Below are 26691 nucleotides of genomic sequence, written 5' to 3' on the forward strand. Positions count from 1 at the left end.
ATTTATTGTAATGCGAGGAAGCGATCTCGTTGGACCATGAGTTGGTCAATGCGCGCGTCGTATCTTGCCTGCTGCAAACTCCCTAACTCGGCCAGTTGGCTGGCTTGCGTATAGTATTGGATCGCTTTGTTCCAGTTGGCTTGCAGCGCCAGAATTTCCGCACGTGACGCGAGGTCTTCACCACTGTTACCAATGGCGATATTGGCGCGCGAAAGCAGATGCCATCCATTGGTGTCTTCTGGATTATCATGCGTATAACGTTGCAATACACGGATCGCTTCTTCGGTTTTATCTGCTTCGAGCAAAGCATTGGCGTAGTTTATCGTTAGAACCTTGTTGTTGGGAATGCGTTCTAACGCACTTTTTAACATTGCGATCGCTTTCTCTGGCTGTTTCTGCTCGATATAGAGATCAGATAGCGCATCAAGATAGAAAGGATTATTACCCTCATTTTTAATTAATCGGGCCAAAATCGTTTCAGCTTGATCTAATTCTTTTTTGTCTAAATGCACCAGCGCTCTGCCATATTCAAAGGCCGGCTTGAGGTCTGGCGTTGCTTTTTTCTCCGTACGAGCAAACCAGTCCATAGCCGCATCGGAGTCAATACCTGCGTAGCGAGCGACAATTCGAGCTCGAGTGAGGTGATAGTCGAGTGATGGATTCACGCGATGCGGAGGATACGACTGTGCACGAGCACGGCTGTCGGTAATTCGATCCTCAGGCAGCGGGTGCGTCAGCAGCATCGGTGGCGGCGTGCTTGCGTAACGGTATTCATCAGCCAAACGAGAGAAAAAAGTGGGCATGGCTTGCACATCAAAGCCAGCCTTTGCAAGCGTATTGATACCGAAGCGATCGGCTTCTTTTTCATTGCTTCTCGTGTAGTTGATCTGGCTTTGCATATTTCCTGCGGTTGTCGCTGTGATTGCAGCAATACCCGCTTCTGGCGCGGCGATGGCCAGTAACAGTGAGCCTGCTAATGCCGCAAGGGTTGCAGGAGAGCGTCTTGCTTGCTCTTCCATGCTGCGAGCCAAATGTCGTTGAGTAACGTGGGCAATTTCGTGCGCTACAACGGACGCCAACTCACTTTCTGTTCGAGCATGAAGAAACAGGCCTGAGTGTAAGGCGACGTAACCACCAAAAAAGGCAAATGCGTTGATGTTTCGGTCACGGATCATGAAGAAATGAAAGGGCGTTTTTACATCGTTGGCATTGGCAACCAAGCGGTGGCCGAGAGAATCGATATATTCGTTAATGACAGGGTCATTGACGATGGGTTTGCTGCTGCGCAGCATGCGCATGTAGGCATCACCATAGATTAATTCTTGATCGATCGACAGCGTGGCACCTGCCGCTGTCCCAATGTCTGGCAAATCAATTGAATTGGCCCAAACAGGTGTTGGCAAAGCTAAAGTCAAAGCGACAGATAAACTAATAATGGTACGCGCGCGGTTTAACATAGTAATGATTAACTCTCCATATAGCTGCAATATTAAGACCCATTGCTGGCTAATTGGTTTCGTAAAGTGTTACAAAAGAAAATGCCAGTCCCTTACTTAAACTGCAAATCAAACTTTGATAAATGCTGGCACCTGTAAAAAAACACTTTACAATATCACCCCTATCATCAGTTTTAGGCGAGAAGATGGAACGTAAGCGACTCGATCTTAGGCAACAACGCTGCCCAATGTCATTACTTTTGGCTAAGCGCCACAGTGCAGAGTTATCGGAAGGAAGTCAATTAGTTATTCAACTATCCGACCACAGTTCGATGCGCGATATCGTCAAGTATCTTCAATCGCGTCCGTTTTTCGTCGAGACAACCATGGAACAGGAAGATTACCTCCTGACTATCACTTTTAATAAGGAAATGTCACAAGATGTTTGAAATGATCAACCGCTGGTATAAGCGCCGTTTTTCAGACCCCCATGCCGTCAGCTTAGTGGCTATCCTGCTATTTGGTTTTGTGACGATCTATTTCTTTGGCCACTTGCTGGCTCCGTTGTTAGTTGCCATTGTTTTGGCCTATTTGTTGGAATGGCCAGTTGCACAACTTCGTCGCTTTGGTGTACCGAGAACCGTTGGCGTGATCGCCGTGATTCTTCTGTTTATTGGATTGATGTTGATTGCGCTGTTTGGATTGATTCCAACCATTTGGACCCAGGTGGGTAACTTAATCAATGACATTCCTAACATGTACAACGGGCTGCAGCAGTTTATTGCATCGCTGCCTGAACGTTATCCTGAGTTGGCCAACTTACAAATCGTAGAAGCGATTGTCACCAACGCGAAAAACAAAGTGTTGGGAATGGGAGAGAGTGTCGTTAAAGGTTCATTGGCTTCTTTGATCAGCATTGCAACCTTAGCGGTATACCTCATTCTAGTGCCTTTGCTGGTGTTCTTCTTACTCAAAGACAAAGAAGAAATGATGCGCATGGCCAGCGGCTTGCTGCCAAAGAATCGCAACTTAGCCAATAAAGTGTGGCATGAGATGAACGAGCAAATCTCCAACTACATCCGCGGCAAAGTGCTGGAGATCTTGATTGTTGGTGGGGTGAGTTATGTTACTTTCGCCATTTTGGACCTTAGGTATTCGGCGTTGCTCGCAGTGGCGGTTGGCCTTTCCGTGCTCATTCCATACATTGGTGCAGCGGCGGTAACGGTTCCCGTCGCGATTGTCGCGTTGTTCCAGTGGGGGATCTCACCCGAATTTTATACGTTGCTTATTGCGTATGGCATCATTCAAGCCCTCGATGGTAACGTGCTTGTTCCGGTTCTATTTTCAGAAGCGGTGAACCTGCATCCAGTGGCCATCATTGTCGCGGTTTTGGTGTTTGGTGGTCTATGGGGATTTTGGGGCGTGTTCTTTGCTATCCCGTTGGCGACCTTAGTGAAAGCGGTTTGGAAAGCACTGCCAAGTCAAGATGAGCACGAAGCTCAACCATCCTAAGATTGTGTTATCTCACCCCATTCAGTTATTACTAACACTGCTCAAAAAAGAAAAGACAAGAAAAGAAAGCCCAGCGAACACGCTGGGCTTATTATTGGTCTGATGGTAAGCAAAGGTGCTTAACTCGTCTTATTTACTCTGTTCAAGATAATTAAGAACCACTTCATGGTGGTCTTTGGTTTTGAACTTATCAAAGACGTGTTCAATGACACCTTCCTCGTTGATGAGGAAACTAATACGGTGTAAGCCATCGTACACTTTGCCCATGAACTTTTTCTCGCCCCAAACACCAAATTGCTCAGCAACGGCGTGATCTTCATCGGACAGCAAAGTGAAGTTGAGAGAATCTCGTTCAATAAACTTACCCAGACGTTTGACTGGATCGATACTGACGCCCAACACAACCACATTATGTTTTGCGAGCTCGCTATGGATATCACGTAGGCCTTGAGCCTGAACGGTACAACCGGGAGTCATTGCTTTTGGGTAGAAGTAAAAGAGAACTTTTTTTCCTTTGAGGTCTTTGAGCGAGACAAGATTTCCATTTTGATCAGGCAAAGAAAATTCTGGAGCAGGAGAGCCTGCTTGCAGCATATTCATGTCATTCTTCCTTTTAAAGGGTGTTTTTTATAAAGTTCAGCGTGCCTTGTACGTTCAGCGAACGGCAAAGATCATTAAAATCTTCCTGAATCTGCATTAAATTGGATTCGTTTTGTACGTGTGCCGTAATCGCGATGTGGAACTGGTTTTGCTCCATTTGTACCGTGGCTTTATCGATGGTTTGGGCACTGAGTGCGCTCAGGCCGATTTGCTTTTCTGCAAAGAACTGTGTGAATTTTTCAGTGAGGCCGACGCGGTCATCCGATTCAACAAACACCTCAATGGTGTAGCAATTCGTCGTTGGGTGATGAGCCGACGTTCGCTTCATTATGGTGATGAGGTCATGTTCTTGGCCGAGCAGTGGTAAAGTGGTCTCGACTCGAGTGACGCCATTCGCGTTGCCAGACAGCAGCATGATGAGGGTAAACTCATTGCCAAAAATGGCTATTCGACTGTCAATAATGTTACAACCCGCACGCGTCACCAGTTGGACGACCTGGTTACAGATGCCTGGCCGATCCGTGCCCATTGCGGTAATTACCAGATGTTGAGTCATAGATTCGCTCTTATTGTGCATTTTGTTTTTTCCGGATGGTAACACAGAAGTTTATGGAAAATGTCGAGTCGCTTCCGTTTTTTATGTTAGGGAACACTGTGTTGAGGGGCTTGGAATTCACCAGACGCTGACAAGCCTTCCCCCTAGTCTCATTATAGTTGAGCAAAACTCGCTTTTCCGAGCGAATCGCTTATTGTCAAATATCCCCTAAGAAGCCGGGTTGAAGGCTCTGAACCTTCGATTGAGGGGCGGTTTGGCTACATAAATCACCAATCAACTCAAATATTCATCCACTAGTATTCAGGAAGCGAGTTTGCGCTCTTGTTTTTTTGAATCGCCTTACAGTACCATGCAGGAAGGATTAAATGAGGGAGAAAGACATGTTATCAGGAAGTATCGTTGCGTTACTTACGCCGTTCAAAGCCGATGGAGAAGTAGACTTTGATGGTCTGCAAAAATTAGTTGAATATCATATCGCTGCTGGTACGAACGGTATCGTGGCTGTGGGTACCACAGGAGAGTCTTCAACGTTGACCGTTGAAGAGCACGTAAAAGTAGTCAACAAAACGGTTGAATTTGTTAATGGTCGAATCCCAGTGATCGCTGGCACGGGAGCAAATGCTACCCATGAGTCGGTGACCTTCAGCCGTCTGCTGAATGATTCAGGTATCGATGCATGCCTGAGTGTTACTCCATACTACAATAAGCCAACGCAAGAAGGCCTATTCCAGCATTACAAAGCGATTGCTGAAGTGAGTAACGTTCCCCAAATTCTGTACAATGTGCCTGGGCGTACTGCGGTTGACCTTTTGCCAGAGACCGTTGCTCGTTTGGCTGAGCTCGAAAACATCGTTGCACTAAAAGATGCGACAGGTGATTTAAATCGAGTTGCAATTCATCGTGAACTTTGTGGCGAAGATTTTATCTTACTAAGTGGTGATGATGCGACAGGCCTAGATTTCGTCAAACTTGGCGGTCAAGGCGTGATTTCGGTTACCAATAATATTGCTGCAAAAGATATGGCGGATATGTTCCGTTTGGCCCTTGAAGGTCGTTTTGAAGAAGCGGAAGTGATCAATCAACGTCTGATGCCACTGCATAAAAACTTGTTTATCGAATCTAGCCCAATTCCAGTGAAATGGGCAGCGACGCAACTTGGTTTGATTGAATGCGGGCATTTACGTTTACCGTTGACTGAGTTATCGGAAAAATGTCATCCGATCGTTGCACAAGCAATGACCGACGCAGGGATTTACTAAGAGAATGTAGTCACGCCGGAGAACATCCGGCGCTTTAGGAGTTTCAATGAAGTTTTCTCGTCAGTTAGTGCTTAGCTCGCTGGCTGTTTTTGTTTTGTCTGCCTGTTCTGGTAGCGCCACACAACGCCGTCAGGCAAAGGATGACTTTGCTTACCTAGAAACACCACCACTTGAGCAGTGGCAATTACCTGAAGGGGCAACCCCTCAATTTTATCCAAATTACAATATCCCTCAGGGTGAGTTTGCGGGTGGCATTGGTAAGCAAGTGGATATCCGTCCACCTCAGCAAATTTTGGAATTGATCCCGGGTGCACGTTATGAGCGCAATCAGGGAGAAGTCACGCTTTGGCTGATCAAGCAAGAAGAAGCGGATGAAGTGTGGCAAACGGTGAAAGATATGCTGGCTGAGCGTCAAATTCCGATCGACATGCAATCCGATACTCACATCGAGACGGGTTGGGTTACGTGGCGCTCTGAAGATGAAGAGATGGAAATCGGTAGCCGATATGCAATTGACCGCTTCGAAGCAAACAATCGTCATGGTTTTAAGATCAATTTGGTTGATTGGCGAGAAGGCACTGAGCTTAAGCCAGTAACGGTCACCAATAAAGAGCGCTACAACGTGTTTATGACCAATTTGGTGACGTCTCAGTATGACCAAGTCAAACGCGATGAAGCGCAGCGTCGAGCTCAGGAACTGGTGAAGCAAATCCCTATCACTATGGGTACCGATAGAAGTGGCTTCCCTGTCATCATTGCACGTACTCCGTACAATGTGCTTTGGCAGCGTCTTCCAATGATTCTTCCGAAAATGGGTTTCACGATTGACGAGCGCAACCAATCTCAAGGCACCATCAAAGCGAAATACGCCTCGCCAGATGATGAATTCTGGAATGAAATCGGTGTGAAGCCGATGGAGCTTAAGTCAGGCACTTACACATTCTTGTTTGGTGATTTGGGTAACCGTACATCCATTAACGTGACCGACTCTTCGGGTAAACCGGTTGAGGAAGCGTTTTTGAAATCGATGGCACCTGTCTTAGCCGCGGTGGTTAAGAAAGAGTAAAAGAGAAAAAGTAAAAGGGGCTTGATGCCCCTTTTTGCTATTTGCCATTTGCTATTTGTGTGCGCACTTGTTGTTGGCGTTAGCCAAGATCTCAATCAGATTATCTTGAAAGCTCATCATCGTTGTGGGCCGATTGCTGCTTTTTTTGATCAAGCTCGTTGAGCTTATCAAGATCGCTTTTGTCTTTCAGTTTATCCACTTGGCCTATTTTCATTTTGGCGGTGTATTTTAGTGCCGCGATGTTACCAACGATGACACTGAGTACCACAAAGCTGATGACCCAAGGATTGGTTAAGATTTCTTGCATACAGCCTCCGGTGTACAAATGTTGGCGATAAATTGATTGTAGATCAGAGTAAGATTAGAGAGCACTTGTTCCTGCCCGTCAATGGGATGAAGTTCCAATTGTTGACGGAGTTTCTCTGGTGTTAGCAGGGTTAGGCACTGCTGAGATATTGCTAGATGGCTGATATGCCAAGGCTCTGCAGCCACGCCTCCTAAGTCTTCCTCATAGGGAAAGAAAAAACCAAAGCGGGACAAGTTCTCTTTTAGCCAGATATGGAACGCTTGCTGGTGTCCAGAGAGGTATTCCCAAGGTTCCAGTTTGAGCGATTCGTTTTCGGGCAATAGATTGCGCGCAAAGACATCAAAATCGCACCCCCAGTGATGGCGGCTGGCGCCAGGTAAAGCGGACCAGCGGAGGATGGCCCACATTTTTTCGCTGTCACTGAGCAAGCTTTTATCCATGGGCTGCGAATGGTGATCGAGGATCGGTGTTGCAGCGGAAAACTTACCATTCCAAATGGCCTTTTGACGCTGAAAATCACGAAAACCGCTGGCAATTTCCATTTTAAAACCAGCGGTTTGAGCCGCTTCTAGCAGAGCGAAAAGATCATTTTTCACCTCAGGGTGGAGCCAAAACCACTTTTCCCCCACTAAAACGTGTTCTAAATGAGACGTTTCGCTGCCAGTCAGCTGCTCAATGGTGTTCATGCCAATAAGTTTTCCAATGTTTTCTGGTACATATCGGTAAGCTTTTCTAAGTCATCGATCTTCACGCACTCGTTCACTTTATGGATGGTGGCGTTCACTGGTCCCAGCTCAACCACTTGTCCACCCATTCGTGCGATAAAGCGTCCGTCAGATGTGCCACCGGTAGTAAGCAATGCTGGTTTGGTTTGGTTGACGCTATCGACGGCATCCACCACGGCATCGAGTAAGGCACCAGTATCCGTCAAGAATGGGTCGCCGTTGTACGTCCATTTGAGATCGTAACTGAGGTCATGTTGGTTGAGTGTTTGAGTCACTCGTTCAACAATTCGCTCGTTGCAAAGCTCGGTACTAAAGCGCAAGTTGAACTGGACGTGGAACTCTCCTGGGATGACGTTGGAGGCACCAGTGCCAGCTTGTACGTTCGGGATCTGGAAGCTGGTTGGTGGGAAGTATTCATTCCCCTTGTCCCACTCAGTGGTCGCTAGGGCGTGGATTGCCAAAAGCGATTTGTGTACAGGGTTGTCCGCCAGATGAGGGTAAGCCACATGGCCTTGAGTTCCTTTTACGGTCAAGTCACCCGTGATCGAACCACGACGACCATTTTTAACCACATCACCGACGACTTCGGTGCTTGAGGGCTCGCCGACAATACACATGTCGATGTTTTCATCGCGCGCCATCAACGTTTCCACAACGCGAACCGTGCCATTGATAAACGGGCCTTCCTCATCTGAGGTGATCAGGAAACCGATGGAGCCCTGATGATCGGGATGTTCTGCGATAAAACGTTCTGTCGCAACGACCATGGCTGCCAATGAGCCTTTCATATCCGCAGCCCCACGGCCATACAAATAGCCCTCTTTTTCGGTCGGCTCAAAAGGCGGTGTGTGCCAATGCTCTAATTTTCCAGCGGGCACCACGTCAGTATGGCCTGCAAAGGCGAAGAGTGGCGCTTGCGTGCCACGGCGGGCCCAAAAGTTGGTGGTATCTTCAAACACCATGCGCTCAATGGTAAAACCAAGTGCTTCTAGGCGCGCTATCATGACATCTTGGCAACCGGCGTCTTCGGGGGTTACCGACTGGCGACTGATGAGATCTTTAGTTAAAGCCAGTACAGGGCTGTCTGTCATCCTTGATAATCCTTCATTAATTGAAAATTTTTGAATACTGTTCTGCTTTAAAACCAACGTGTAGCTGGTTATTGACTCGCAAAATTGGGCGTTTGATCATCGCAGGGTGTGCGACTAACAAATCAACGGCGGTTGTCTCATTGAGCGATTCTTTTTGCTCGTCAGTCAACTGACGGAAGGTTGTGCCGCGCTTATTAAGCACTTGCTCCCAAGTCAATTGCTGACAAAACTCACTCACAAGTTCCGCGTTAATACCTTGCTTACGATAATCATGAAATTGAACGTCAATACCCGCTTCTTCTAACCACTTTTTCGCTTTTTTTATCGTGTCGCAGTTAGGGATGCCATACATGGTAATGGTCATGTGTTTTCCTTTTGGGCTAATTCTTTTTTTGTTGTGTTTTGCATCCTACCAAGAAGCGACAGAACACACAAAATATCGTCAGGAATATTTTGAAGTTCAAAAAAACTCACACTTTCGCTAAGGGGATTGGAGAGTTATTGATCAACCTCAACAAAAGACTGAGAAAAAAAGAAATAATGAGTTAGCACAAGTTTAGGAGGTGTCAATGGAATTGAGTCCTGTTTTCGCAAGGCGGCTGTATTTGGCCTTATTGGTGGAGAACCTAGAAAGGCCAAATGTGCCTAAGTTAATCGAAAAAACGGGGTGGCCTCGTCGTACTATTCAAGATGTACTGAAGGCGCTGCCGGGGATTGGAATCGAACTTATGTTTGTTCAAGATGGCCGACGTCACAATGATGGTTATTACCAACTGTCAGACTGGGGACCATTTGATAGCCAATGGGTTATGGAACGTGAGAGAGATATCGCCAGCAGCCTTGGATTTCGTGCCTAAGCCAGCATTCGCTGGCTTTTTTATTGGCAGCGGTAGGCGGTGCCAAGCAAGCTAAAAGAGGTGACAAACGCCTGCGGTGCAATGACGAAGATGGTGTCTGCATCTAATTCTTTGGCATTGTTTTTCAAATCATTGACCGCTCCCTGCATCATGGTGTCATTGCTGAAGAAGAGATAGCTATACCAATGACCTTCATTTCCTGTCACCGTGCCAAGATACTGACAATGTTTAGGATTAAACTGGTCATCAATGCGGATTTCGATTGCTTGTGAGCCGGAAAGTGGCTGATGGGTTGGGGTGGTACACCCCGCTAAAAACAGGCTAGCAAGTAACAGTAAGCCGATGTTTTTCATATTAGTTCCTCATCATGGCGTAAACAATAAATCCCAACCAGCTAACAATTAGCAGCCCCCAAGGAAGTATATGTACAAATTGGCTTGGTGTTGGGATCGTTGCTTGAGTGTCGAATATTTCGTCTTCAATCGAGCTCTGTTGCTCTTTGCTTTTATCGCGTAATTGCTTCTTACGCATTTTGTCCGCTTGACGATGCTTCTCTTTTTGCTGCTTTTTATAAAGCGCGATGCCTTTCTCAATGCCTTGTGCGATCAGTTTGGTTTGTTCTTTGGTTTGCCCAGGCTTTTGTGTTGCTCTAGCGATTTTGAGTGCTTCTTGCTGAGATTCTGGTGACGGTGTGATTGTGTTGTGTTTCATCATCATAAGTCTGCTGTAAAAGAGATGGTAATAGTCTAACCTTTGCGGGTTACTAATTGAATCATTTGCGTTAAAGTGTCGCGAGTCCCATTGATTAAGATTTAGATTTTGCGATATTCGATAGATCACTATGACAACCAAGGGTATCTCAAAGCGCCTTTGTTGCTTTGGTTTGGTTGGTTTTTTTTAGCCCGAGCTTGGGTCGTCTTTGCTGGTGCAGGGGCAAGCCGTGAAAGTGGTGGCAAGATCTTGCAAATTGTTTACCCTGATAACCATACCCTCTATTTAGGTCTTCTGATTGGCATTCCAAGTGTTTTGCTGATGTGGATTATGGGATTGAGAAAGCCCGGCCGCCAATGGATTGATAAACTTACCAACTATGGACGGGGTTTCACCTTATGTTTGGTGTTAGGGCAAATTGTGCAGACGACCTACCATGTTTATCTGGAACATGGCGAGTTTAGCTGGACCAATGGGTTAACCCTATTAATACTACTTTGGTTTGGTATTTACGTATTCAATAGTCAGTGGGTAAAAGATTGTTTTCATGTCCCTAATTTACCCACAGACGACAACCTTAACTGACGATCATCAATAATTATCCGTCAGTTTCGCCCTACACTGGGGGCAAAAAAGAGGAGTTTATTATGTCACTTGCTCAAACGGCGATTCTGCCAGAAGCGGGCCCATTCGCGTTATACACTTTGCTTAAAATCAATCACAATCCAGCAAAGGTATTGGCTCAATTACAATCACTGTCAGCATTGGTTGAAGAGCTCAATCAATCTCAGCCTGATGCAGAGTTGACGCTTTCTATTGCGTTTAGCAAGTCGTTTTGGCAGCAATTGGATATGGCGATGCCAGCGGAGCTGATCGATTTCCCTGTATTGGGTGAAGGGGAGATTGTTGCGCCTTCAACGGATGTGGATGTGTTACTGCATTGTCATTCCAAACGTCATGACCTGCATTTCTACTTGCTGCGTAAACTGCTGTCAGAGGTTGCAGAAGATATTACTGTCGTCGATGAAACCTACGGGTATCGTTATCTTGATTCGCGCGATATGACCATGTTTGTTGATGGCACTGAAAATCCGAAAGCAGAAAAACGCGCGGAAGTGGCGTTGATCCCAGACGGTGAATTTGCTGGTGGCAGCTATGTTATGGTTCAGCGATTTGAGCACAACCTACCTGCTTGGAATCGATTGAATGTGTCTGCTCAGGAGAAAGTGATTGGCCGTACCAAACCGGATTCTATTGAGCTGGACGATGTCCCTGCTGCCTCGCATGTTGGCCGAGTGGACATTAAAGAAGAAGGCAAAGGGCTTAAGATTGTTCGTCACAGCTTACCGTATGGCAGTGTGACTGGTTCGCATGGCTTGCTGTTTATCGCCTACTGCCACACATTGCACAATTTCAAAGCGATGCTTGAGAGCATGTATGGTGTCACTGATGGTAAAACAGACCAATTGTTGCGTTTCACCAAAGCAGTTACTGGTGCGTATTTCTTCGCGCCATCGAAAGAGATGCTGAGTGCATTAGCCGTAAAATAATCTGTCCGCTATTTTTGAAAGCCCTTCCTAATATGTGAAGGGCTTTTTTATTTGCCCTAGTTAAAAATAGCGCTAAACCTTTGACTGTTTTGGTCGATAAGTATCCAAAGCCTTAATTTCAGGACCAATATTTGTGGCGATCACCGTTAATACCAATGTGGCAGCACTTGTCGCACAGCGTCATTTGACCAGTGCAACCGACATGCTGAATCAATCCTTGGAGCGTTTGTCTTCAGGGAAGCGTATTAATAGTGCAAAAGACGATGCGGCAGGGCTGCAAATTTCGAATCGTCTTCAGTCGCAAATGCGTGGTTTAGATATCGCGGTGCGAAATGCCAATGATGGCATCTCCATTATGCAGACTGCGGAAGGGGCAATGAATGAAACCACTAATATTCTCCAAAGGATGCGTGATCTTTCATTGCAATCCGCCAATGGTTCCAATAGCCATGCTGAAAGAATTGCCTTACAAGAAGAAATGACCGCGTTAAATGACGAGTTGAACCGTATCGCAGAAACCACCTCGTTCGGTGGGCGTAAATTGCTCAATGGTTCCTTTGGCTCGGCTGCCTTTCAGATAGGGGCAGCGTCAGGTGAAGCGGTACAAGTGCAACTGAAGTCGATGCGCAGTGATGGTATTGATATGGGTGGCTTCAGTTACATTGCAAACGGACGTGCCCGTTCTGATTGGCAAGTAAAAGAGGGGGCGAATGCGCTTAGCATGTCATTCACAAATCGTTTTGGTGAAACGGAAACGATCCAAATTAATGCGAAAGCCGGCGATGATATCGAAGAGCTTGCGACCTACATTAATGGTCAGACTGACAAAGTCACGGCATCGGTGAATGAAGAAGGTCAGCTACAGTTGTTTATGGCCGGCGAAGAAACCTCAGGAACGTTATCGTTTTCAGGAGACTTAGCCAGTGAACTCGGTTTGCAGCTAAAAGGTTACGATGCGGTGGATAATATCGACATTACTTCTGTCGGTGGCGCTCAACAAGCAGTGGCTGTCCTTGATACCGCGATGAAATACGTCGATAGTCATCGTGCTGAGCTAGGGGCATATCAAAACCGCTTCAGCCATGCGATTAATAACCTCGACAACATCCACGAAAACTTGGCGACATCAAACAGCCGAATTCAAGATACAGATTATGCGAAGGAAACCACGCGCATGGTCAAACAACAGATCCTACAGCAAGTCAGTACTTCTATCTTGGCGCAGGCGAAAAAAGGGCCGAATCTTGCGTTGACCTTGCTGGGATAAGCGCCGGAGTGACTGGCACAGAGCTTGCGATACAAAAGAGAGCAAGTGAGTAGAAGTGGGCTGGAAAAAAGTGAACAGCTCTTATCGACAGTACCATTCAAATCTTTAGTCCTATTTTTGATGTTTTTATACTTTTTACCGCTTTAATCACGAAAACCCCTTCAAACAAACTTTTTTCAAAAAAATCGCATTTTTTTCCTAAAGGATTTCCAAACCGAGCCGTTAATAGAAATAACTTTGAGAGAACTACTTGGTTTTCCGAGACGTCGGAAACCGTAATATCGGAAAATCAATTGGAGAATTCATCATGGCAGTGAATGTAAATACAAACGTAGCAGCAATGACAGCACAGCGTTACCTGAATAACGCAAACAGCGCACAACAAACTTCGATGGAGCGTCTGTCTTCAGGTTTCAAAATCAACAGTGCAAAAGATGACGCAGCCGGTCTGCAAATCTCTAACCGCTTGAACGTACAAAGTCGCGGTCTAGACGTTGCGGTACGTAACGCCAACGACGGTATCTCAATCGCACAAACCGCAGAAGGTGCGATGAACGAGACCACCAATATCCTGCAACGTATGCGTGACCTATCTCTACAATCCGCGAACGGCTCAAACTCAAAATCAGAGCGCGTGGCGATTCAAGAAGAAGTGACAGCATTGAACGACGAGCTAAACCGTATCGCAGAAACCACGTCTTTTGGTGGTAACAAACTGCTCAACGGCACTTACGGCACGAAAGCAATGCAAATTGGTGCGGATAACGGTGAAGCGGTCATGCTGTCACTCAAAGACATGCGCTCTGACAACGTGATGATGGGCGGCGTGAGCTACCAAGCTGAAGAAGGCAAAGACAAGAACTGGAATGTGGCCGCAGGCGACAACGACTTGACGATTGCACTGACAGACAGCTTTGGTAACGAGCAAGAGATCGAAATCAACGCGAAAGCGGGTGATGACATCGAAGAGCTAGCGACGTACATCAACGGTCAAACTGACCTTGTAAAAGCGTCAGTGGGTGAAGGCGGCAAGCTACAGATCTTTGCTGGTAACAACAAAGTTCAAGGTGAAATTAGTTTCTCAGGTAGCCTAGCTGGTGAACTTGGCCTGGGCGAAGGCAAAAACGTCACGGTAGACACGATTGACGTGACAACCGTACAAGGTGCGCAAGAGTCGGTAGCGATTGTGGATGCGGCACTGAAATACGTAGACAGCCACCGTGCAGAGCTGGGTGCATTCCAGAACCGTTTCAACCATGCAATCAGCAACTTGGACAACATCAACGAGAACGTGAACGCGTCGAAGAGCCGAATCAAAGATACCGACTTCGCGAAAGAAACGACTCAGTTGACCAAGACACAAATTCTATCGCAAGCATCAAGTTCCATTCTTGCGCAAGCGAAACAAGCGCCAAACTCAGCGCTAAGTCTACTAGGCTAATCGCCTTAACTAGACAGAAACCTCATTGGCTCGTGGTGAGAGATGAGCGAGTAAAGCCTGACTTCGGTCAGGCTTTTTTTATGCGCTATTATTTAGGGAGAAGTCACACTTTTTAACCCAACCAAAGAAATATTAAAAAAAACGAAAAATTCTCCTAAAGGTATTCTTTTGGTGGCCGTTAAAGGACTGAGAGAAATGAGATGTACCAAAGTGAGGTGAGAGACACGATGGTGCATCAGCAAAAAGCCTAAGGAGATCATTTATGGCTATCAATGTAAACACTAACGTGTCAGCAATGACCGCACAGCGTTACCTAAACCAGGCCGCTGAAGGTCAACAAAAATCAATGGAGCGTTTGTCTTCGGGCTATAAAATCAATAGCGCGAAAGATGATGCTGCAGGTCTACAAATTTCTAACCGTTTGAACTCGCAAAGCCGTGGTCTCGACATGGCGGTTAAAAATGCCAACGATGGTATCTCTATTGCACAGACTGCTGAAGGTGCAATGACAGAGACCACCAACATCCTACAACGTATGCGTGACCTTGCCTTGCAATCGTCTAACGGTTCGAACTCGCGTTCTGAGCGCGTAGCGATTCAAGAAGAAGTGTCAGCGTTGAACCAAGAACTTAACCGTATCGCAGAGACAACCTCTTTTGGTGGTAACAAACTCCTTAACGGTACGTACGGTTCTCAGTCTTTCCAAATCGGTGCTGACTCTGGTGAAGCTGTGATGCTTTCTATGGGTAACCTTCGTTCAGATACAGACGCGATGGGCGGCTTGAGCTACAAATCTGAAGAAGGCGTAGGCGCAGATTGGCGTGTAAGCGACAACACTGACTTCACGATGTCTTATGTGAATAAGCAAGGTGAAGAAAAAGAGATCACAGTCAACGCCAAAGCGGGTGACGATCTTGAAGAACTGGCGACTTACATCAACGGTCAAAACGATGATGTGAAAGCGTCGGTCGGTGAAGGCGGCAAACTGCAGCTATTCGCTTCTAACCAACGTGTAGAAGGTGAAGTGGAATTCGGTGGTGGTCTAGCGTCTGAGTTGAACATTGGTGATGGCACCAAAACCAATGTGAGCAACATTGATGTCACGACGGTTGCTGGCTCTCAAGAAGCAGTAGCGATCATTGATGGCGCATTGAAATCGGTAGACAGTGAGCGTGCCTCTCTAGGTGCATTCCAAAACCGTTTCAACCATGCAATCAGCAACCTAAGCAACATCAATGAGAACGTAAACGCTTCGAGCAGCCGTATCAAGGATACCGACTACGCGAAAGAAACGACTCAGATGACTAAGACGCAAATTCTGCAGCAGGCGAGTACTTCTATCCTAGCGCAGGCGAAGCAGTCACCATCTGCAGCTCTTAGCTTGTTGGGCTAATACAGCGGCGTGAGCTTAGCTGTACGGTAGTTTACTACTCATAGCTCATAGAGGTGGAAGGGAGATTGTTATGGAAATACCATCCTACACATCGAACATCCAGCCTTACGGCTTGCAAAGTGGCACAAAAGTTGCTTATGAAAAAAGCGGTGGCGTGCCTAGTGTATCGGTCGAAAAAGGCAACCCTTCATCGGAAACGGTGAAAAAGAACGACGTGAATCTAACGGTTGAAGCGGCAGTAAAAATGGCGCAAGCTCGTCAAGAGCTCAACCGAGAAGAGAAACTGAGAATGGTGGAAAAGATGAATGAATTTATCTCTTCCATCAATAAAGGGTTATCTTTTAGAGTAGATGAAGAGTCTGGGAGAGACGTAGTGACGATTTATGAAGCCAAAACAGGCGACATCATACGTCAAATCCCAGATGAAGATATGCTGGACGTATTTAGACGCTTAGCCGCGCAAGCTACCAGCTCTGGTTTGCTGGTAGACAAAGTGTAAGTCGTTATTGAGGTGATTTGATGAGTTTAGGCCCTTTGGGGATGTCTGGTGGCATGGATATCAACTCCATGGTCAGCAAAGTTGTCGATGCGGAGCGCGTACCAAAGCAGCAACGCATAGACAATGAGCGGGCCAGGATTGATAGCAGCATCAGCGCCTATGGTCGGCTCAGAGAATCTCTGGATACGATGAAAAATCTGATGGCGAACTTTCGTCAGGAGAAGGCTTTCGCGGTGCGAAAAGTCGATACGACTGACGATAGTGTCGTCTCAGCCACTGCAACTACCGATGCCATTGCAGGTAAGTATGCCATCGATGTGTTGCAGCTTGCACAGAGCCATAAGGTTGCTTCGGATGTATTAGCCGAAGATGACAAGTTTGGCCCGGGCAAGCTGCAGATTTCGCTTGGCGACAAATCGTTCGATGTCAACGTCAGCGCAGATTCAAAACTGGTTGACGTCGTGAGAGGCATAAACGGGGCAAGCAAAAACCTCGGAGTACGTGCCTCTATCATCAATGATGTCGAAGGTCCCCGCCTTATCGTCGCCTCGACGGTTTCAGGCAAAGAAAATCAAATCCGAATTCATGTGGATGCCGAACGAGGTAATCCGCTCAAAAAACTCGAATACAAAACCCTCGAAGACCGCGTTAAAGCACTGGAGCAAGCACGCCTTGCTGCCGAAGAAGTGATCAGCGAAAGCAAACCGGAAGAAACGGCCGTCGCTGACGGTGACACGATGTCTGAAGAGGCAGAACCGCAGGTCGACGAACAGGGCAATCCTATTGAAGCGGCACCTCAAAGTGAGGGTGACGAGCCTCAATTAGCCAGCGATACCTCTTTGGCGGAAGATGGCTCTCCTGTTGCAGAAGAAGAATCGGTCAACAGTTTTGGTACGGCCGCCGCGCAAGCCGCTCAGCAAGCATTAGACGAAGCGAGCCAAGCTGCTGGTTTAATGCCGCAAGACAGCATTGGTGGATGGACGGAAACTGCGTCAGGTACTTTGCTGGATTCTTATCACCGCCCTGAGCTTGAACTTGATGAAGCGGCCATTGAAAAAGCACCAGACGTACCAGGATGGACGAATACAGCGTCCGGTACCTTGACTGATTCCTATGAAACCGTCAAAGAAGCGCAAGCCAAATTTGAAGCGGAGCAAGCGCGAATTGAGCAAGAACTCGCGCAAGAAAAAGCCAAGATAGAAGAAGAACTGGCACAAGAAAAAGCCGCGTTGGATGAAAAAGTAGCTAAAGGTGAGTTGACCGAAGAGCAAGCGAAGCAAATTCAGCGCGCGAAGTTGGAACCGCAGGAGCGTGAGCGCTTAGAGCGCATTGATCAAGCGAATGAGCAACTGAAACAAGCTCAGGAATCGTTTGATACCTACAGCGGCATGACGGAAGTTCAGCAAGGGCAAGATGCGATGGTGGTGTTGGATGGTGTTGCTCAGCTATCGAGTAACAACAACATTATTGAAGACGCCATTGAAGGGGTCGATCTCGCTCTCAAAGGGGTGACACCTAAAAACAAAGCCCCAGCAGAAATCGGGGTGGAGTATGATAGACAGAGTGTCCGTGATGACATCGAGACGTTTGTCGCGGCCTATAATCAGTTTTATCAGACGTCGAAAGCGTTGTCGGGTGTCGATCCTACGACCGGTCAAAAAGGGCCGCTAGCCGGGGACAGCACGGTAAGAAATGCCGACTCTCGTTTAAAGAGCGTTTTCTCGACTCGAATAGAGAAAGCGCCAGAAAACCTCAAGTCGCTAACAGAATTTGGAATCACCACCACTCGTCAAGGTACGTTGGAAATCAACTACGACATGCTTGATCGTCAGTTGAATAACAATTTCAATCGTTTGGAAGAGTTCTTTGGCGGAAACACAGGGTTCGCTAAACGTGTCGAAGATGCCATTCACGGTATCACCGGCGTGACCGGTTCTATTCGTACTCGTGAGAAAAGTTTATCGGAGCAAACTTACCGATTGGTTGATGAGCAAGCGGCATTGGATCGCCGCATGGGCAGTTTAGAACAGCGCACTCACTCGAAATTTACTGCAATGCAAGACGCGACCAGTAAAATGCAGGGGCAATTAGGCGCATTGATGAACGCTCTGGGATAATAACGCATGACTCAACTTTCTGAATTGCGTGATCTCGATCAGCTAATTTCTCAGGAATTAGAAAAAAACGAAATAAATGCTGAAGAATTGGTGCGTTTGGTCGATAACAGGGAACAGTTATTGCAAAACCTTCTGCAAATGCTGGTGGATAAACCACAGTTAAAGCATGAGGAAGAGTGGCAATTGATGCTCACTCGGACAAAAGCATTATTTGAACGAATGCAATCTCAGACTAGTTTAGTTGGCCTTCAACTACAAAAATTGAGGCATGGTCAGCGTTCGCTCCAACAATATAAGAAGTTTACGTAAAAGAGGAATACTATGCGCGGTTCATTACAGGCTTATAAAAAAGTGTCAGTGGATAGCCAACTCAGTGCTGCGTCGCCGCATAAAGTCATTCAAATGCTAATGGCAGGGGCGATCGAGCGTCTGATTCAAGGCAAAGCAGCGATGCAAGCGGGTAACATTCCAGTGAAAGGTGAGCGTCTTGGCAAAGCATTGGACATCATCATTGCACTGCGTAGCTGTCTCTCAATGGATGATGGTGGTGATATTGCACGTAACCTCGATCAGCTTTACGAATTTATGATCACGCAGATCTCAGGGGCGAATCACAAAAATGACCCACAAATGATCGACGATGTGATCGACATCATCCGTGAGATCAAATCGGCTTGGGACCAAATTCCAAACGAGTACCACAATCTCACGGCTGCGGATATTGGAATGTAATTCGATATCCATTCTTTCTACCGAGCTCACACCTCCTAATTGCTTGGTTGCCTTATTTTTTTATTCAAATAAAATAGAAGCCATTAGTAGCCCTGATGGCTTTTTTTGTTGCTGATTTTCCTGTTTTGTCTATCGTTAATTGAGTGATCTTTAAACAAATTGATCATTTTGATTTCGCATATCAAGGTTTGGCCGCAACACATCATAAAACAAAGGCAATAATCGGTACTTATGCAAGGTTTGGCAAAGCTGCTTGTAATAGAAGACGATGAAGCGAATCGTCTTAACTTACGCAATATACTGGAATTCGTTGGAGAGAGTTGCGAAGCCCTACGTTCTGATCAGATAGAAAATGCAGATTGGTCAAAGATCTGGTCAGGGGTTATCGTTGGTTTCGTCGACAATAAGTCCATCACGACTGTGATGGCAAAACTGAACTCCGCCCACCATATCCCTTTACTCGTGTTGGGGGATTTTTCTCATCCTGTAGAACACCTGCCGAACCTGATTGGTGAGTTGGAATTCCCACTCAACTATCCTCAGCTCAGCGAAGCGCTAAGACACTGTAAAGAGTTTTTGGGTCGTAAAGGCGTAAATGTTGTTGCCTCGGCACGTAAGAACACCCTCTTCCGCAGTCTTGTCGGTCAAAGCTTAGGTATTCAAGAAGTTCGTCATCTAATCGAACAAGTGGCAGCGACCGAAGCGAATGTTTTGATCTTGGGTGAATCGGGAACGGGTAAAGAAGTGGTCGCGCGTAATATCCACTATCATTCCTCACGTCGCAATGGTCCTTTTGTGCCAATCAACTGTGGTGCGATTCCACCAGATTTACTTGAAAGTGAATTGTTTGGTCACGAAAAAGGGGCCTTTACTGGTGCGTTAACCACGCGCAAAGGGCGTTTTGAGTTAGCCGAAGGTGGCACACTTTTCTTGGATGAAATTGGCGATATGCCAATGGCAATGCAGGTTAAGTTGCTGCGTGTGCTGCAAGAGCGTTGTTTTGAACGCGTAGGTGGCAACACCACCATTAAAGCCAATGTGCGCATTATTGCGGCAACACACCGCAATTTAGAAACCATGATCGACGATGAAAAGTTCCGCGAAGATCTTTTCTACCGTCTCAACGTGTTCCCCATTGAGATGCCGGCGCTTAAAGAGCGTAAAGAAGACATTCCTTTGTTACTGCAGGAGCTCATGACACGTCTGCAAGCCGAAGGGGGATTACCAATTTGTTTTACCCCTCGTGCGATCAACTCCTTAATGGAGCATGATTGGCCAGGTAACGTGCGTGAATTGGCGAACTTGGTTGAGCGTATGGTGATCCTCTATCCAAATAGCTTGGTAGATGTGAATCACTTGCCAACCAAATATCGTTACAGTGACATTCCAGAATTTCAGCCAGAGACGTCATCGTTCAATTCGATTGAAGATCAAGAGCGCGACGTGTTGGAAGACATTTTCTCAGAAAGCTTCGATCTGGCTACGAGAAATAACTTTGATGACCACTTCGATGCTCCTCAATCCTTGCCGCCTGAAGGGGTTAACTTGAAAGAACTTCTTGCGGATTTGGAAGTGAACATGATCAACCAAGCGTTAGAAGCGCAAGGCGGTGTCGTGGCTCGTGCTGCTGATATGTTGGGAATGCGCCGTACCACATTGGTTGAGAAAATGCGCAAGTACAATATGCAACGTTAGAAAGCGATTTCAGCGTCAACTTATTGTCAATCACCTAACGTATTGATAAAAAACAAAAATAGCCTGGCATGCATTTTGCGTGTTAGGCTATTCTAGTATTTGAGGCGAGATTTCGACAGCGCATGGATAATTTAACCAATCAATCCCACTTAGACTCGGTAGAAAGTCAGGTAGAACGTTATAAGCAAGTGCTTGATGTGATGCCAGCGGGAGTGATTTTGCTTGATACTCAAGGGGTGGTGCGAGAAGCCAATCCAGAAGCGCATCGAATTCTAGAAGTGCCCTTGGTGAACGAGCGCTGGTTTTCGGTGATCCAAGCTGCGTTCGATCCGCGCGAAGATGATGGCCATGAAGTGTCCCTGCGCAATGGTCGAAAAGTACGCTTAGCCATTTCGGCTTCTGCGACAGGCCAACTTATTTTGATCACGGACCTGACCGAGACGCGCTTGTTGCAATCTCGTGTGAGTGATTTACAGCGGTTATCTTCGTTAGGACGCATGGTCGCGTCTTTGGCGCATCAAGTTCGAACCCCGCTCTCTAGTGCGATGCTTTACGCCTCAAACCTTTCTGCTCCTAACCTGCCTAATACAACGCGAGAGCGCTTTCAATCAAAGCTGATGGATCGCCTGCAGGATTTGGAAAAGCAGGTCAACGACATGTTGTTGTTTGCCAAAGGTGGCGACAACAAAGTCATTAAACCTTTCACCATTGCTCAACTGGTTAATGAGTTTCAGCCCATGGTTGAGACAGCATTGAAAAGCAATCATATTGATTACGGTCAAGAGGTGGAAGAGGAACAAACGGTTATTTTAGGTAATGCCAACGCCATCGCTTCTGCATTGAGCAACTTAGTGATGAACGCCATTCAAATTGCGGGGAAAGAAGCTCAGATCGATGTGTTTTTCCGCCCAGTCAATGGTGAGTTGCGTATTTCAGTACAAGACAGTGGCCCTGGTGTGCCGAAAGAGCTGCAAAACAAAATCATGGAACCTTTTTTTACCACTCGTTCTCAAGGAACGGGTTTAGGTTTGGCCGTGGTACAAATGGTCTGTCGTGCTCATGAGGGTCGACTAGAATTATTATCGGAAGAAGGGGATGGTGCTTGCTTCACCATGTGTATCCCTTTGGAAAGAACTCAATCTGCAGATGCAGAATGAGCGCGTAACAACACTGGAGAATCAAGATGGCTCAAAGCAAAGTGTTAATCGTAGAAGACGATGAAGGTCTGCGCGAAGCGCTAGTCGACACATTGGCATTAGCAGGTTATGAATGGCTAGAAGCGGATTGCGCAGAAGATGCTTTGGTTAAGCTGAAAGCCAATCCGGTCGATATTGTCGTTTCTGATGTACAAATGGCAGGCATGGGTGGCTTGGCACTGCTGCGCAGCATCAAACAAAACTGGCCAAATTTACCCGTGTTGCTGATGACGGCGTACGCCAACATCGAAGACGCCGTGTCTGCGATGAAGGAAGGAGCGATTGACTACATGGCTAAGCCTTTTGCGCCAGAAGTCTTGCTCAATATGGTCAGCCGCTACGCGCCTGTAAAATCTGAAGACAATGGCGATGCCGTTGTGGCGGACGAGAAAAGCTTACGCTTATTGGCATTGGCGGACAAAGTCGCTCGTACCGATGCCAACGTGATGGTTCTTGGGCCTAGTGGCTCGGGCAAAGAAGTGCTATCGCGCTACATTCATAATGCTTCTCCGCGCAAAGATGGGCCTTTTATTGCTATTAACTGTGCTGCCATTCCAGACAATATGTTGGAAGCAACCCTATTTGGCTACGAGAAAGGGGCGTTTACCGGGGCGGTTCAAGCTTGTCCGGGGAAATTTGAACAAGCCCAAGGCGGTACCATTTTGCTCGATGAAATCAGCGAAATGGATTTGAATCTACAAGCCAAACTGCTGCGTGTTTTGCAAGAGCGTGAAGTGGAACGTTTAGGCAGTCGCAAGAGCATTAAGCTTGATGTTCGCGTGCTGGCCACCAGTAACCGCGATCTCAAACAGTATGTCTCGGCGGGCAACTTCCGTGAAGATTTGTACTATCGTTTGAACGTTTTCCCAATCACTTGGCCTGCGTTGTGTGACCGTCAAGGAGACATCACACCGCTGGCGAAGCATTTGGCAGAGCGCCATTGTACCAAGCAAGGCATCCCAGTGCCGCGTTTCTCACCAAGTGCGCTGGAGAAGCTGTTGCAATACCCATGGCCGGGTAATGTGCGTGAGCTGGATAACGTAGTGCAGCGTGCGCTGATCCTCAGTGAAAATGGCGACATCTCCCACGAGCATATCTTGCTTGAAGGGGTGGATTGGCAAGATGCCGACAGCTTGCAACATGTGGTGCAGCAGCAAGAACACATTGCGCCAGACATTAAGCCAGTCGCTCAAGCGGAGCCCGAAGGCATGATTCGCGGCCTGTCTGTGGGTGACAGCTTAGGCAGTGAGCTGCGCGATCAAGAGTATGCCATTATCTTGGAAACGCTGATTGAATGTCAGGGTCGCCGCAAAGAAATGGCGGATAAACTGGGGATTAGCCCCAGAACTTTACGCTATAAGCTAGCCAAAATGCGCGATGCTGGTATCGAGATCCCGGGATAGGATTTGAAATCTTGGTCAGATTGCCTGACTCAGGTAAACTGGCCAGCCATAACGGGCAATATGGCATGCTAATTGCTGTGTCAATATTACAGCAAAATAGTTAGTCAAACTTTTGGCTTAGAGGTAACGATGAGAATTGATGGATTTAACGGCGAAATGCGCGCCATGATGCTTGAAGCAAGCAACACGACCGCACCGGCGACGGGCGCGAAAGTCAGTGCCGATTTTAGCACCTTGCTAAATCAGGCCATCAATAACGTTAACTCACTGCAAAAGAGCTCAAGTGATTTGCAAACCCGCTTTGATCGCGGTGACGCGGATGTTTCTCTTTCTGATGTCATGATTGCGAGAAACAAATCCAGCGTCGCATTTGAAGCCACGGTACAGGTTAGAAATAAACTGGTCGAGGCATACAAAGACCTTATGAACATGCCAGTCTAATGTGGGTAGTAAACTGTGGCTGAAGAAAATAAATCAACCGATCTAGCACTGACTGATGATGGTTCCAGTAAAGCGTTAACCATGCATTCTGATATGGATATGGACAGTCAGAATCCAGATTTAGACGAGCGTAGCTCTTCTAAGTTTGATATGGCCGTGGGTGATTTAGATTTATTACGTCAGGTCGTGTTAGTCCTCTCTATTTCAATCTGTGTCGCTTTGATTGTCATGTTGTTTTTCTGGGTTAAAGAGCCAGAAATGCGACCATTGGGCGTGTTTGAAACCGAAGAACTGATACCTGTACTGGATCATTTAGACCAGCAAAAAATCAATTACAAATTGGATGGCAACACCATTTTGGTTGAAACGAGTGAATTCAATTCAATCAAATTGGATATGGTGCGTTCTGGTTTGAATCAGAGCACCCAAGCGGGTGACGATATCTTGCTGCAAGATATGGGGTTTGGGGTTTCACAGCGTCTTGAACAAGAGCGTTTGAAACTGAGTCGAGAGCGCCAACTGGGTAAAGCGATCGAAGAGATGAAGCAAGTGCGCAAAGCCAAAGTGCTTCTCGCGTTGCCAAAACAGAGTGTGTTTGTGCGCCACAACCAAGAAGCCTCCGCCTCTGTATTCTTGACCCTAAATACCGGTTCCAATCTCAAGCAGCAAGAAGTCGATTCGATTGTTGACATGGTAGCCAGTGCCGTGCCAGGGATGAAGACCTCGCGTGTGACCGTCACGGATCAACATGGTCGCTTGCTCAATTCTGGTTCTCAAGATCCCGTTTCAGCCGCTCGCCGCAAAGAGCAAGAGTTGGAGCGTAATCAAGAACAAGCGCTGCGTGAAAAAATCGACTCCGTTTTGATCCCTATCTTAGGCTTCGGTAACTATACCGCCCAAGTGGATATCGAAATGGACTTCAGTGCGGTCGAGCAAACGCGTAAGCAGTTTGATCCGAATACGCCCGCGACACGAAGCGAATACGCGCTTGAAGATTACAACAATGGCAACATGGTGGCAGGGGTGCCCGGTGCCCTGAGTAACCAGCCTCCTGCCGATGCGTCGATTCCTCAAGATGTTGCACAAATGAAAGATGGCTCGGTGCTCGGTCAAGGATCGGTACGTAAAGAATCGACACGTAACTTTGAACTGGACACCACCATCAGTCATGAGCGTAAGCAAATGGGTGTGATTAACCGTCAAACCGTCGCGGTCGCCATTAAAGATCGCGCCATCATCAATCCTGAGACAGGTGATGTGACATATACACCTCGCAGCGAGGCGGAAATTAACGCGATTCGCCAAGTGCTTGTCGGTACCGTCGGCTTTAGTGAAAATCGTGGTGACTTGCTCAACGTATTAAGTATGCCATTTGCCGAGCCAGAGCAGGAGCAATTGGCGGATGTGCCTATTTGGGAACATCCTAACTTCAACGATTGGATTCGTTGGTTTGCCAGTGCCTTAGTCATTATTGTGGTGATCTTAGTTCTGATCCGCCCTGCGATGAAGAAACTGCTCAACCCTGCGGGTGACGACGATGACGAAATGTATGGACCAGATGGCTTACCGATTGGTGCCGATGGTGAAACCAGCCTAATCGGTAGCGATATTGATGCAGGTGAGCTGTTTGAGTTTGGCTCTAGTATCGATCTCCCTAACCTACACAAGGACGAAGACGTGCTGAAAGCGGTTCGTGCCCTCGTGGCAAATGAACCTGAACTGGCAGCACAAGTGGTCAAGAATTGGATGGTAAATGGCTAACGAAATTGTAAACGGGAACGAAGACGGCTCGATGGATACACCAGAAGTTGATATCAGTTCGATATCAGGTGAAGAAAAAGCAGCAATTTTGCTGCTGAGTTTAAACGAACAAGACGCCGCCGGTATTATCCGCCACTTAGAGCCAAAACAGGTTCAGCGCGTGGGTAGTGCGATGGCGCGCGCCAAAGATCTCAGCCAAGACAAAGTCTCGGCCGTGCACCGTGCTTTCTTGGAAGACATTCAGAAGTACACCAACATCGGTATGGGCAGTGAAGACTTCATGCGTAATACCTTGATCGCGGCACTGGGTGCAGACAAAGCCAACAACTTGGTGGATCAAATCCTATTGGGCACGGGCTCGAAAGGTCTCGATTCGCTGAAATGGATGGACCCACGACAAGTGGCGAGCATCATTGTTAACGAACACCCACAAATTCAGACGATCGTATTGTCTTACTTGGAAGCCGATCAATCAGCCGAGATCATCGCGCAATTCCCAGAGCGAGTACGCCTTGACTTAATGATGCGTATTGCCAACCTTGAGGAAGTTCAACCTTCAGCACTGGCTGAGTTGAACGAAATCATGGAGAAACAGTTTGCCGGCCAAGCGGGCGCACAAGCAGCGAAAATTGGCGGCCTGAAGGCCGCTGCAGAGATCATGAACTACCTCGACAACAACGTCGAAGGTTTGTTGATGGAGCAGATTCGCGACCAAGACGAAGATCTGGCGACACAAATCCAAGATCTCATGTTCGTATTCGAGAACCTTATCGAAGTGGACGATCAAGGTATCCAGAAATTGCTGCGTGACGTCCCACAAGACGTGCTACAGAAAGCCCTTAAAGGTGCCGATGACGGTCTTCGTGAGAAGATCTTCAAGAACATGTCGAAACGTGCCGCTGAGATGATGAAAGACGACATCGAAGCAATGCCACCAGTGCGTGTTGCCGATGTGGAAGCGGCGCAGAAAGAAATTCTGGCCATTGCTCGTCGTTTAGCCGACAGCGGAGAAATCATGCTGTCCGGTGGCGCAGACGAATTCTTGTAATAACAGACAAGCCCCGAGTTGGGGCTTT

At 47.1% G+C, this 26691-nt stretch carries 29 protein-coding genes; 20 read left to right on the plus strand and 9 right to left on the minus strand.

Features of this window, described 5'->3' with window-relative positions:
* Positions 1-2: 2 nt before the first annotated feature.
* Positions 3-1457, minus strand: a complete 1455-nt coding sequence (gene bepA, locus AOT11_RS11090) for a beta-barrel assembly-enhancing protease (RefSeq protein WP_026050190.1) — start codon at positions 1455-1457, stop codon at positions 3-5.
* A 185-nt stretch (positions 1458-1642) separates the two neighbouring features.
* Between bepA and AOT11_RS11095 the strand changes: the two genes are divergently transcribed.
* Both AOT11_RS11095 and AOT11_RS11100 read left to right on the plus strand, forming a co-directional pair.
* Positions 1643-1885 carry a sulfurtransferase TusA family protein gene (locus AOT11_RS11095; protein ID WP_017419540.1) on the plus strand — a complete coding sequence of 81 codons (243 nt, stop codon included), beginning with the start codon at positions 1643-1645 and terminating at the stop codon, positions 1883-1885.
* A complete protein-coding gene (locus tag AOT11_RS11100) occupies positions 1878-2948 on the plus strand; it encodes an AI-2E family transporter (protein ID WP_017419539.1) in 1071 nt (356 codons plus the stop codon). The genes AOT11_RS11095 and AOT11_RS11100 overlap by 8 nt, the downstream gene beginning before the upstream one ends.
* 129 nt (positions 2949-3077) lie before the next feature.
* Here the strand turns inward: AOT11_RS11100 and bcp are convergent, their stop codons facing one another.
* Together bcp and AOT11_RS11110 are read right to left on the minus strand one after the other, a co-directional pair.
* Complete coding sequence (gene bcp / locus AOT11_RS11105) at positions 3078-3548, minus strand: thioredoxin-dependent thiol peroxidase (RefSeq protein WP_017419538.1); 471 nt, start codon at positions 3546-3548, stop codon at positions 3078-3080.
* 13 nt (positions 3549-3561) lie between these two features.
* Positions 3562-4104, minus strand: a complete 543-nt coding sequence (locus AOT11_RS11110) for a glycine cleavage system transcriptional repressor (RefSeq protein WP_026050189.1) — start codon at positions 4102-4104, stop codon at positions 3562-3564.
* A gap of 380 nt (positions 4105-4484) precedes the next feature.
* Between AOT11_RS11110 and dapA the strand changes: the two genes are divergently transcribed.
* Positions 4485-5363, plus strand: a complete 879-nt coding sequence (gene dapA / locus AOT11_RS11115; RefSeq protein ID WP_013571291.1) for a 4-hydroxy-tetrahydrodipicolinate synthase — start codon at positions 4485-4487, stop codon at positions 5361-5363.
* A gap of 46 nt (positions 5364-5409) precedes the next feature.
* Entirely contained in the window at positions 5410-6429 is a 1020-nt protein-coding gene (gene bamC, locus AOT11_RS11120) for an outer membrane protein assembly factor BamC (RefSeq protein ID WP_017419536.1), read from the plus strand.
* Positions 6430-6529: 100 nt separating this feature from the next.
* Here the strand turns inward: bamC and AOT11_RS11125 are convergent, their stop codons facing one another.
* From AOT11_RS11125 to AOT11_RS11140, 4 genes are read right to left on the minus strand one after another with little or no spacing between them, the layout of a single operon-like run.
* The gene (locus AOT11_RS11125; protein WP_011079814.1) at positions 6530-6736 is read right to left on the minus strand and encodes a DUF2897 family protein; all 207 of its coding nucleotides are present in this window, start codon (positions 6734-6736) and stop codon (positions 6530-6532) included.
* Entirely contained in the window at positions 6721-7422 is a 702-nt protein-coding gene (locus tag AOT11_RS11130) for a M15 family metallopeptidase (protein ID WP_017419535.1), read from the minus strand. The genes AOT11_RS11125 and AOT11_RS11130 overlap by 16 nt, the downstream gene beginning before the upstream one ends.
* On the minus strand, positions 7419-8552 hold the full coding sequence (gene dapE / locus AOT11_RS11135; RefSeq protein ID WP_026050188.1) for a succinyl-diaminopimelate desuccinylase: 1134 nt from the start codon (positions 8550-8552) through the stop codon (positions 7419-7421). Before dapE ends, AOT11_RS11130 begins: the two co-directional genes overlap by 4 nt.
* A gap of 16 nt (positions 8553-8568) precedes the next feature.
* Entirely contained in the window at positions 8569-8916 is a 348-nt protein-coding gene (locus AOT11_RS11140) for an ArsC family reductase (protein ID WP_017419533.1), read from the minus strand.
* A gap of 205 nt (positions 8917-9121) precedes the next feature.
* Between AOT11_RS11140 and AOT11_RS11145 the strand changes: the two genes are divergently transcribed.
* Positions 9122-9409 carry a winged helix-turn-helix domain-containing protein gene (locus AOT11_RS11145; protein WP_026050187.1) on the plus strand — a complete coding sequence of 96 codons (288 nt, stop codon included), beginning with the start codon at positions 9122-9124 and terminating at the stop codon, positions 9407-9409.
* A gap of 20 nt (positions 9410-9429) precedes the next feature.
* On the opposite strand, the gene AOT11_RS11150 is transcribed toward AOT11_RS11145, so the two are convergent.
* Positions 9430-9762, minus strand: coding sequence for a DUF4156 domain-containing protein (locus AOT11_RS11150; protein WP_017419530.1), 333 nt, complete (start codon positions 9760-9762; stop codon positions 9430-9432).
* 1 nt (position 9763) lies between these two features.
* Complete coding sequence (locus AOT11_RS11155) at positions 9764-10120, minus strand: DUF2956 domain-containing protein (protein ID WP_026050186.1); 357 nt, start codon at positions 10118-10120, stop codon at positions 9764-9766.
* A gap of 108 nt (positions 10121-10228) precedes the next feature.
* On the opposite strand from AOT11_RS11155, the gene AOT11_RS11160 reads away from it, so the two are divergent.
* The 15 genes from AOT11_RS11160 to fliG all read left to right on the plus strand — a co-directional run bounded on the left by AOT11_RS11160 (position 10229) and on the right by fliG (position 26663).
* Entirely contained in the window at positions 10229-10705 is a 477-nt protein-coding gene (locus AOT11_RS11160) for a DUF2919 domain-containing protein (RefSeq protein ID WP_011079821.1), read from the plus strand.
* A gap of 62 nt (positions 10706-10767) precedes the next feature.
* Positions 10768-11670, plus strand: coding sequence for a Dyp-type peroxidase (locus tag AOT11_RS11165; RefSeq protein ID WP_017419528.1), 903 nt, complete (start codon positions 10768-10770; stop codon positions 11668-11670).
* 133 nt (positions 11671-11803) lie between these two features.
* Entirely contained in the window at positions 11804-12937 is a 1134-nt protein-coding gene (locus tag AOT11_RS11170) for a flagellin (protein WP_013571296.1), read from the plus strand.
* 307 nt (positions 12938-13244) lie between these two features.
* Entirely contained in the window at positions 13245-14378 is a 1134-nt protein-coding gene (locus tag AOT11_RS11175; RefSeq protein WP_011150922.1) for a flagellin, read from the plus strand.
* 262 nt (positions 14379-14640) lie between these two features.
* Positions 14641-15771: a flagellin gene (locus tag AOT11_RS11180; protein WP_011079825.1), complete on the plus strand. Its 1131-nt coding sequence runs from the start codon at positions 14641-14643 to the stop codon at positions 15769-15771.
* Between the two features lie 70 nt (positions 15772-15841).
* Positions 15842-16270, plus strand: a complete 429-nt coding sequence (gene flaG / locus AOT11_RS11185; RefSeq protein WP_011079826.1) for a flagellar protein FlaG — start codon at positions 15842-15844, stop codon at positions 16268-16270.
* Positions 16271-16290: 20 nt separating this feature from the next.
* Positions 16291-18387, plus strand: coding sequence for a flagellar filament capping protein FliD (fliD, locus tag AOT11_RS11190; protein WP_026050303.1), 2097 nt, complete (start codon positions 16291-16293; stop codon positions 18385-18387).
* 6 nt (positions 18388-18393) lie between these two features.
* A complete protein-coding gene (locus tag AOT11_RS11195) occupies positions 18394-18696 on the plus strand; it encodes a flagellar protein FliT (protein WP_017420600.1) in 303 nt (100 codons plus the stop codon).
* A 12-nt stretch (positions 18697-18708) separates the two neighbouring features.
* A complete protein-coding gene (fliS, locus tag AOT11_RS11200; protein WP_011079829.1) occupies positions 18709-19119 on the plus strand; it encodes a flagellar export chaperone FliS in 411 nt (136 codons plus the stop codon).
* A gap of 231 nt (positions 19120-19350) precedes the next feature.
* Positions 19351-20814 carry a sigma-54 dependent transcriptional regulator gene (locus AOT11_RS11205; RefSeq protein WP_017420599.1) on the plus strand — a complete coding sequence of 488 codons (1464 nt, stop codon included), beginning with the start codon at positions 19351-19353 and terminating at the stop codon, positions 20812-20814.
* Between the two features lie 122 nt (positions 20815-20936).
* Positions 20937-21971, plus strand: coding sequence for a sensor histidine kinase (locus tag AOT11_RS11210; protein WP_017420598.1), 1035 nt, complete (start codon positions 20937-20939; stop codon positions 21969-21971).
* A 26-nt stretch (positions 21972-21997) separates the two neighbouring features.
* Positions 21998-23413, plus strand: a complete 1416-nt coding sequence (locus tag AOT11_RS11215) for a sigma-54-dependent transcriptional regulator (RefSeq protein WP_017420597.1) — start codon at positions 21998-22000, stop codon at positions 23411-23413.
* Between the two features lie 129 nt (positions 23414-23542).
* The gene (gene fliE / locus AOT11_RS11220; RefSeq protein ID WP_011079833.1) at positions 23543-23854 is read left to right on the plus strand and encodes a flagellar hook-basal body complex protein FliE; all 312 of its coding nucleotides are present in this window, start codon (positions 23543-23545) and stop codon (positions 23852-23854) included.
* 81 nt (positions 23855-23935) lie between these two features.
* Complete coding sequence (fliF, locus tag AOT11_RS11225) at positions 23936-25615, plus strand: flagellar basal-body MS-ring/collar protein FliF (protein WP_306795435.1); 1680 nt, start codon at positions 23936-23938, stop codon at positions 25613-25615.
* The gene (gene fliG / locus AOT11_RS11230; protein ID WP_011079835.1) at positions 25608-26663 is read left to right on the plus strand and encodes a flagellar motor switch protein FliG; all 1056 of its coding nucleotides are present in this window, start codon (positions 25608-25610) and stop codon (positions 26661-26663) included. Before fliF ends, fliG begins: the two co-directional genes overlap by 8 nt.
* The last annotated feature ends 28 nt before the right edge of the window (positions 26664-26691 follow it).

The organism is Vibrio vulnificus NBRC 15645 = ATCC 27562 (genome assembly GCF_002224265.1).
Taxonomy (GTDB): Bacteria; Pseudomonadota; Gammaproteobacteria; order Enterobacterales; family Vibrionaceae; genus Vibrio; species Vibrio vulnificus.

Coding starts and splice junctions, on each gene's coding strand:
- AOT11_RS11145 (WP_026050187.1), top strand. CDS start 9,122: ATGGAATTGAGTCCTGTTTTCGCAAGGCGGCTGTATTTGGCCTTATTG.
- dapA (WP_013571291.1), top strand. CDS start 4,485: ATGTTATCAGGAAGTATCGTTGCGTTACTTACGCCGTTCAAAGCCGAT.
- AOT11_RS11130 (WP_017419535.1), bottom strand. CDS start 7,422: ATGAACACCATTGAGCAGCTGACTGGCAGCGAAACGTCTCATTTAGAA.
- AOT11_RS11165 (WP_017419528.1), top strand. CDS start 10,768: ATGTCACTTGCTCAAACGGCGATTCTGCCAGAAGCGGGCCCATTCGCG.
- fliD (WP_026050303.1), top strand. CDS start 16,291: ATGAGTTTAGGCCCTTTGGGGATGTCTGGTGGCATGGATATCAACTCC.
- AOT11_RS11180 (WP_011079825.1), top strand. CDS start 14,641: ATGGCTATCAATGTAAACACTAACGTGTCAGCAATGACCGCACAGCGT.
- AOT11_RS11205 (WP_017420599.1), top strand. CDS start 19,351: ATGCAAGGTTTGGCAAAGCTGCTTGTAATAGAAGACGATGAAGCGAAT.
- AOT11_RS11150 (WP_017419530.1), bottom strand. CDS start 9,762: ATGAAAAACATCGGCTTACTGTTACTTGCTAGCCTGTTTTTAGCGGGG.
- AOT11_RS11155 (WP_026050186.1), bottom strand. CDS start 10,120: ATGAAACACAACACAATCACACCGTCACCAGAATCTCAGCAAGAAGCA.
- AOT11_RS11215 (WP_017420597.1), top strand. CDS start 21,998: ATGGCTCAAAGCAAAGTGTTAATCGTAGAAGACGATGAAGGTCTGCGC.
- AOT11_RS11140 (WP_017419533.1), bottom strand. CDS start 8,916: ATGACCATTACCATGTATGGCATCCCTAACTGCGACACGATAAAAAAA.
- dapE (WP_026050188.1), bottom strand. CDS start 8,552: ATGACAGACAGCCCTGTACTGGCTTTAACTAAAGATCTCATCAGTCGC.
- AOT11_RS11095 (WP_017419540.1), top strand. CDS start 1,643: ATGGAACGTAAGCGACTCGATCTTAGGCAACAACGCTGCCCAATGTCA.
- bepA (WP_026050190.1), bottom strand. CDS start 1,457: ATGTTAAACCGCGCGCGTACCATTATTAGTTTATCTGTCGCTTTGACT.
- AOT11_RS11210 (WP_017420598.1), top strand. CDS start 20,937: ATGGATAATTTAACCAATCAATCCCACTTAGACTCGGTAGAAAGTCAG.
- AOT11_RS11100 (WP_017419539.1), top strand. CDS start 1,878: ATGTTTGAAATGATCAACCGCTGGTATAAGCGCCGTTTTTCAGACCCC.
- bamC (WP_017419536.1), top strand. CDS start 5,410: ATGAAGTTTTCTCGTCAGTTAGTGCTTAGCTCGCTGGCTGTTTTTGTT.
- fliG (WP_011079835.1), top strand. CDS start 25,608: ATGGCTAACGAAATTGTAAACGGGAACGAAGACGGCTCGATGGATACA.
- AOT11_RS11110 (WP_026050189.1), bottom strand. CDS start 4,104: ATGACTCAACATCTGGTAATTACCGCAATGGGCACGGATCGGCCAGGC.
- AOT11_RS11175 (WP_011150922.1), top strand. CDS start 13,245: ATGGCAGTGAATGTAAATACAAACGTAGCAGCAATGACAGCACAGCGT.
- flaG (WP_011079826.1), top strand. CDS start 15,842: ATGGAAATACCATCCTACACATCGAACATCCAGCCTTACGGCTTGCAA.
- fliF (WP_306795435.1), top strand. CDS start 23,936: ATGCATTCTGATATGGATATGGACAGTCAGAATCCAGATTTAGACGAG.
- AOT11_RS11195 (WP_017420600.1), top strand. CDS start 18,394: ATGACTCAACTTTCTGAATTGCGTGATCTCGATCAGCTAATTTCTCAG.
- fliS (WP_011079829.1), top strand. CDS start 18,709: ATGCGCGGTTCATTACAGGCTTATAAAAAAGTGTCAGTGGATAGCCAA.
- AOT11_RS11125 (WP_011079814.1), bottom strand. CDS start 6,736: ATGCAAGAAATCTTAACCAATCCTTGGGTCATCAGCTTTGTGGTACTC.
- bcp (WP_017419538.1), bottom strand. CDS start 3,548: ATGAATATGCTGCAAGCAGGCTCTCCTGCTCCAGAATTTTCTTTGCCT.
- fliE (WP_011079833.1), top strand. CDS start 23,543: ATGAGAATTGATGGATTTAACGGCGAAATGCGCGCCATGATGCTTGAA.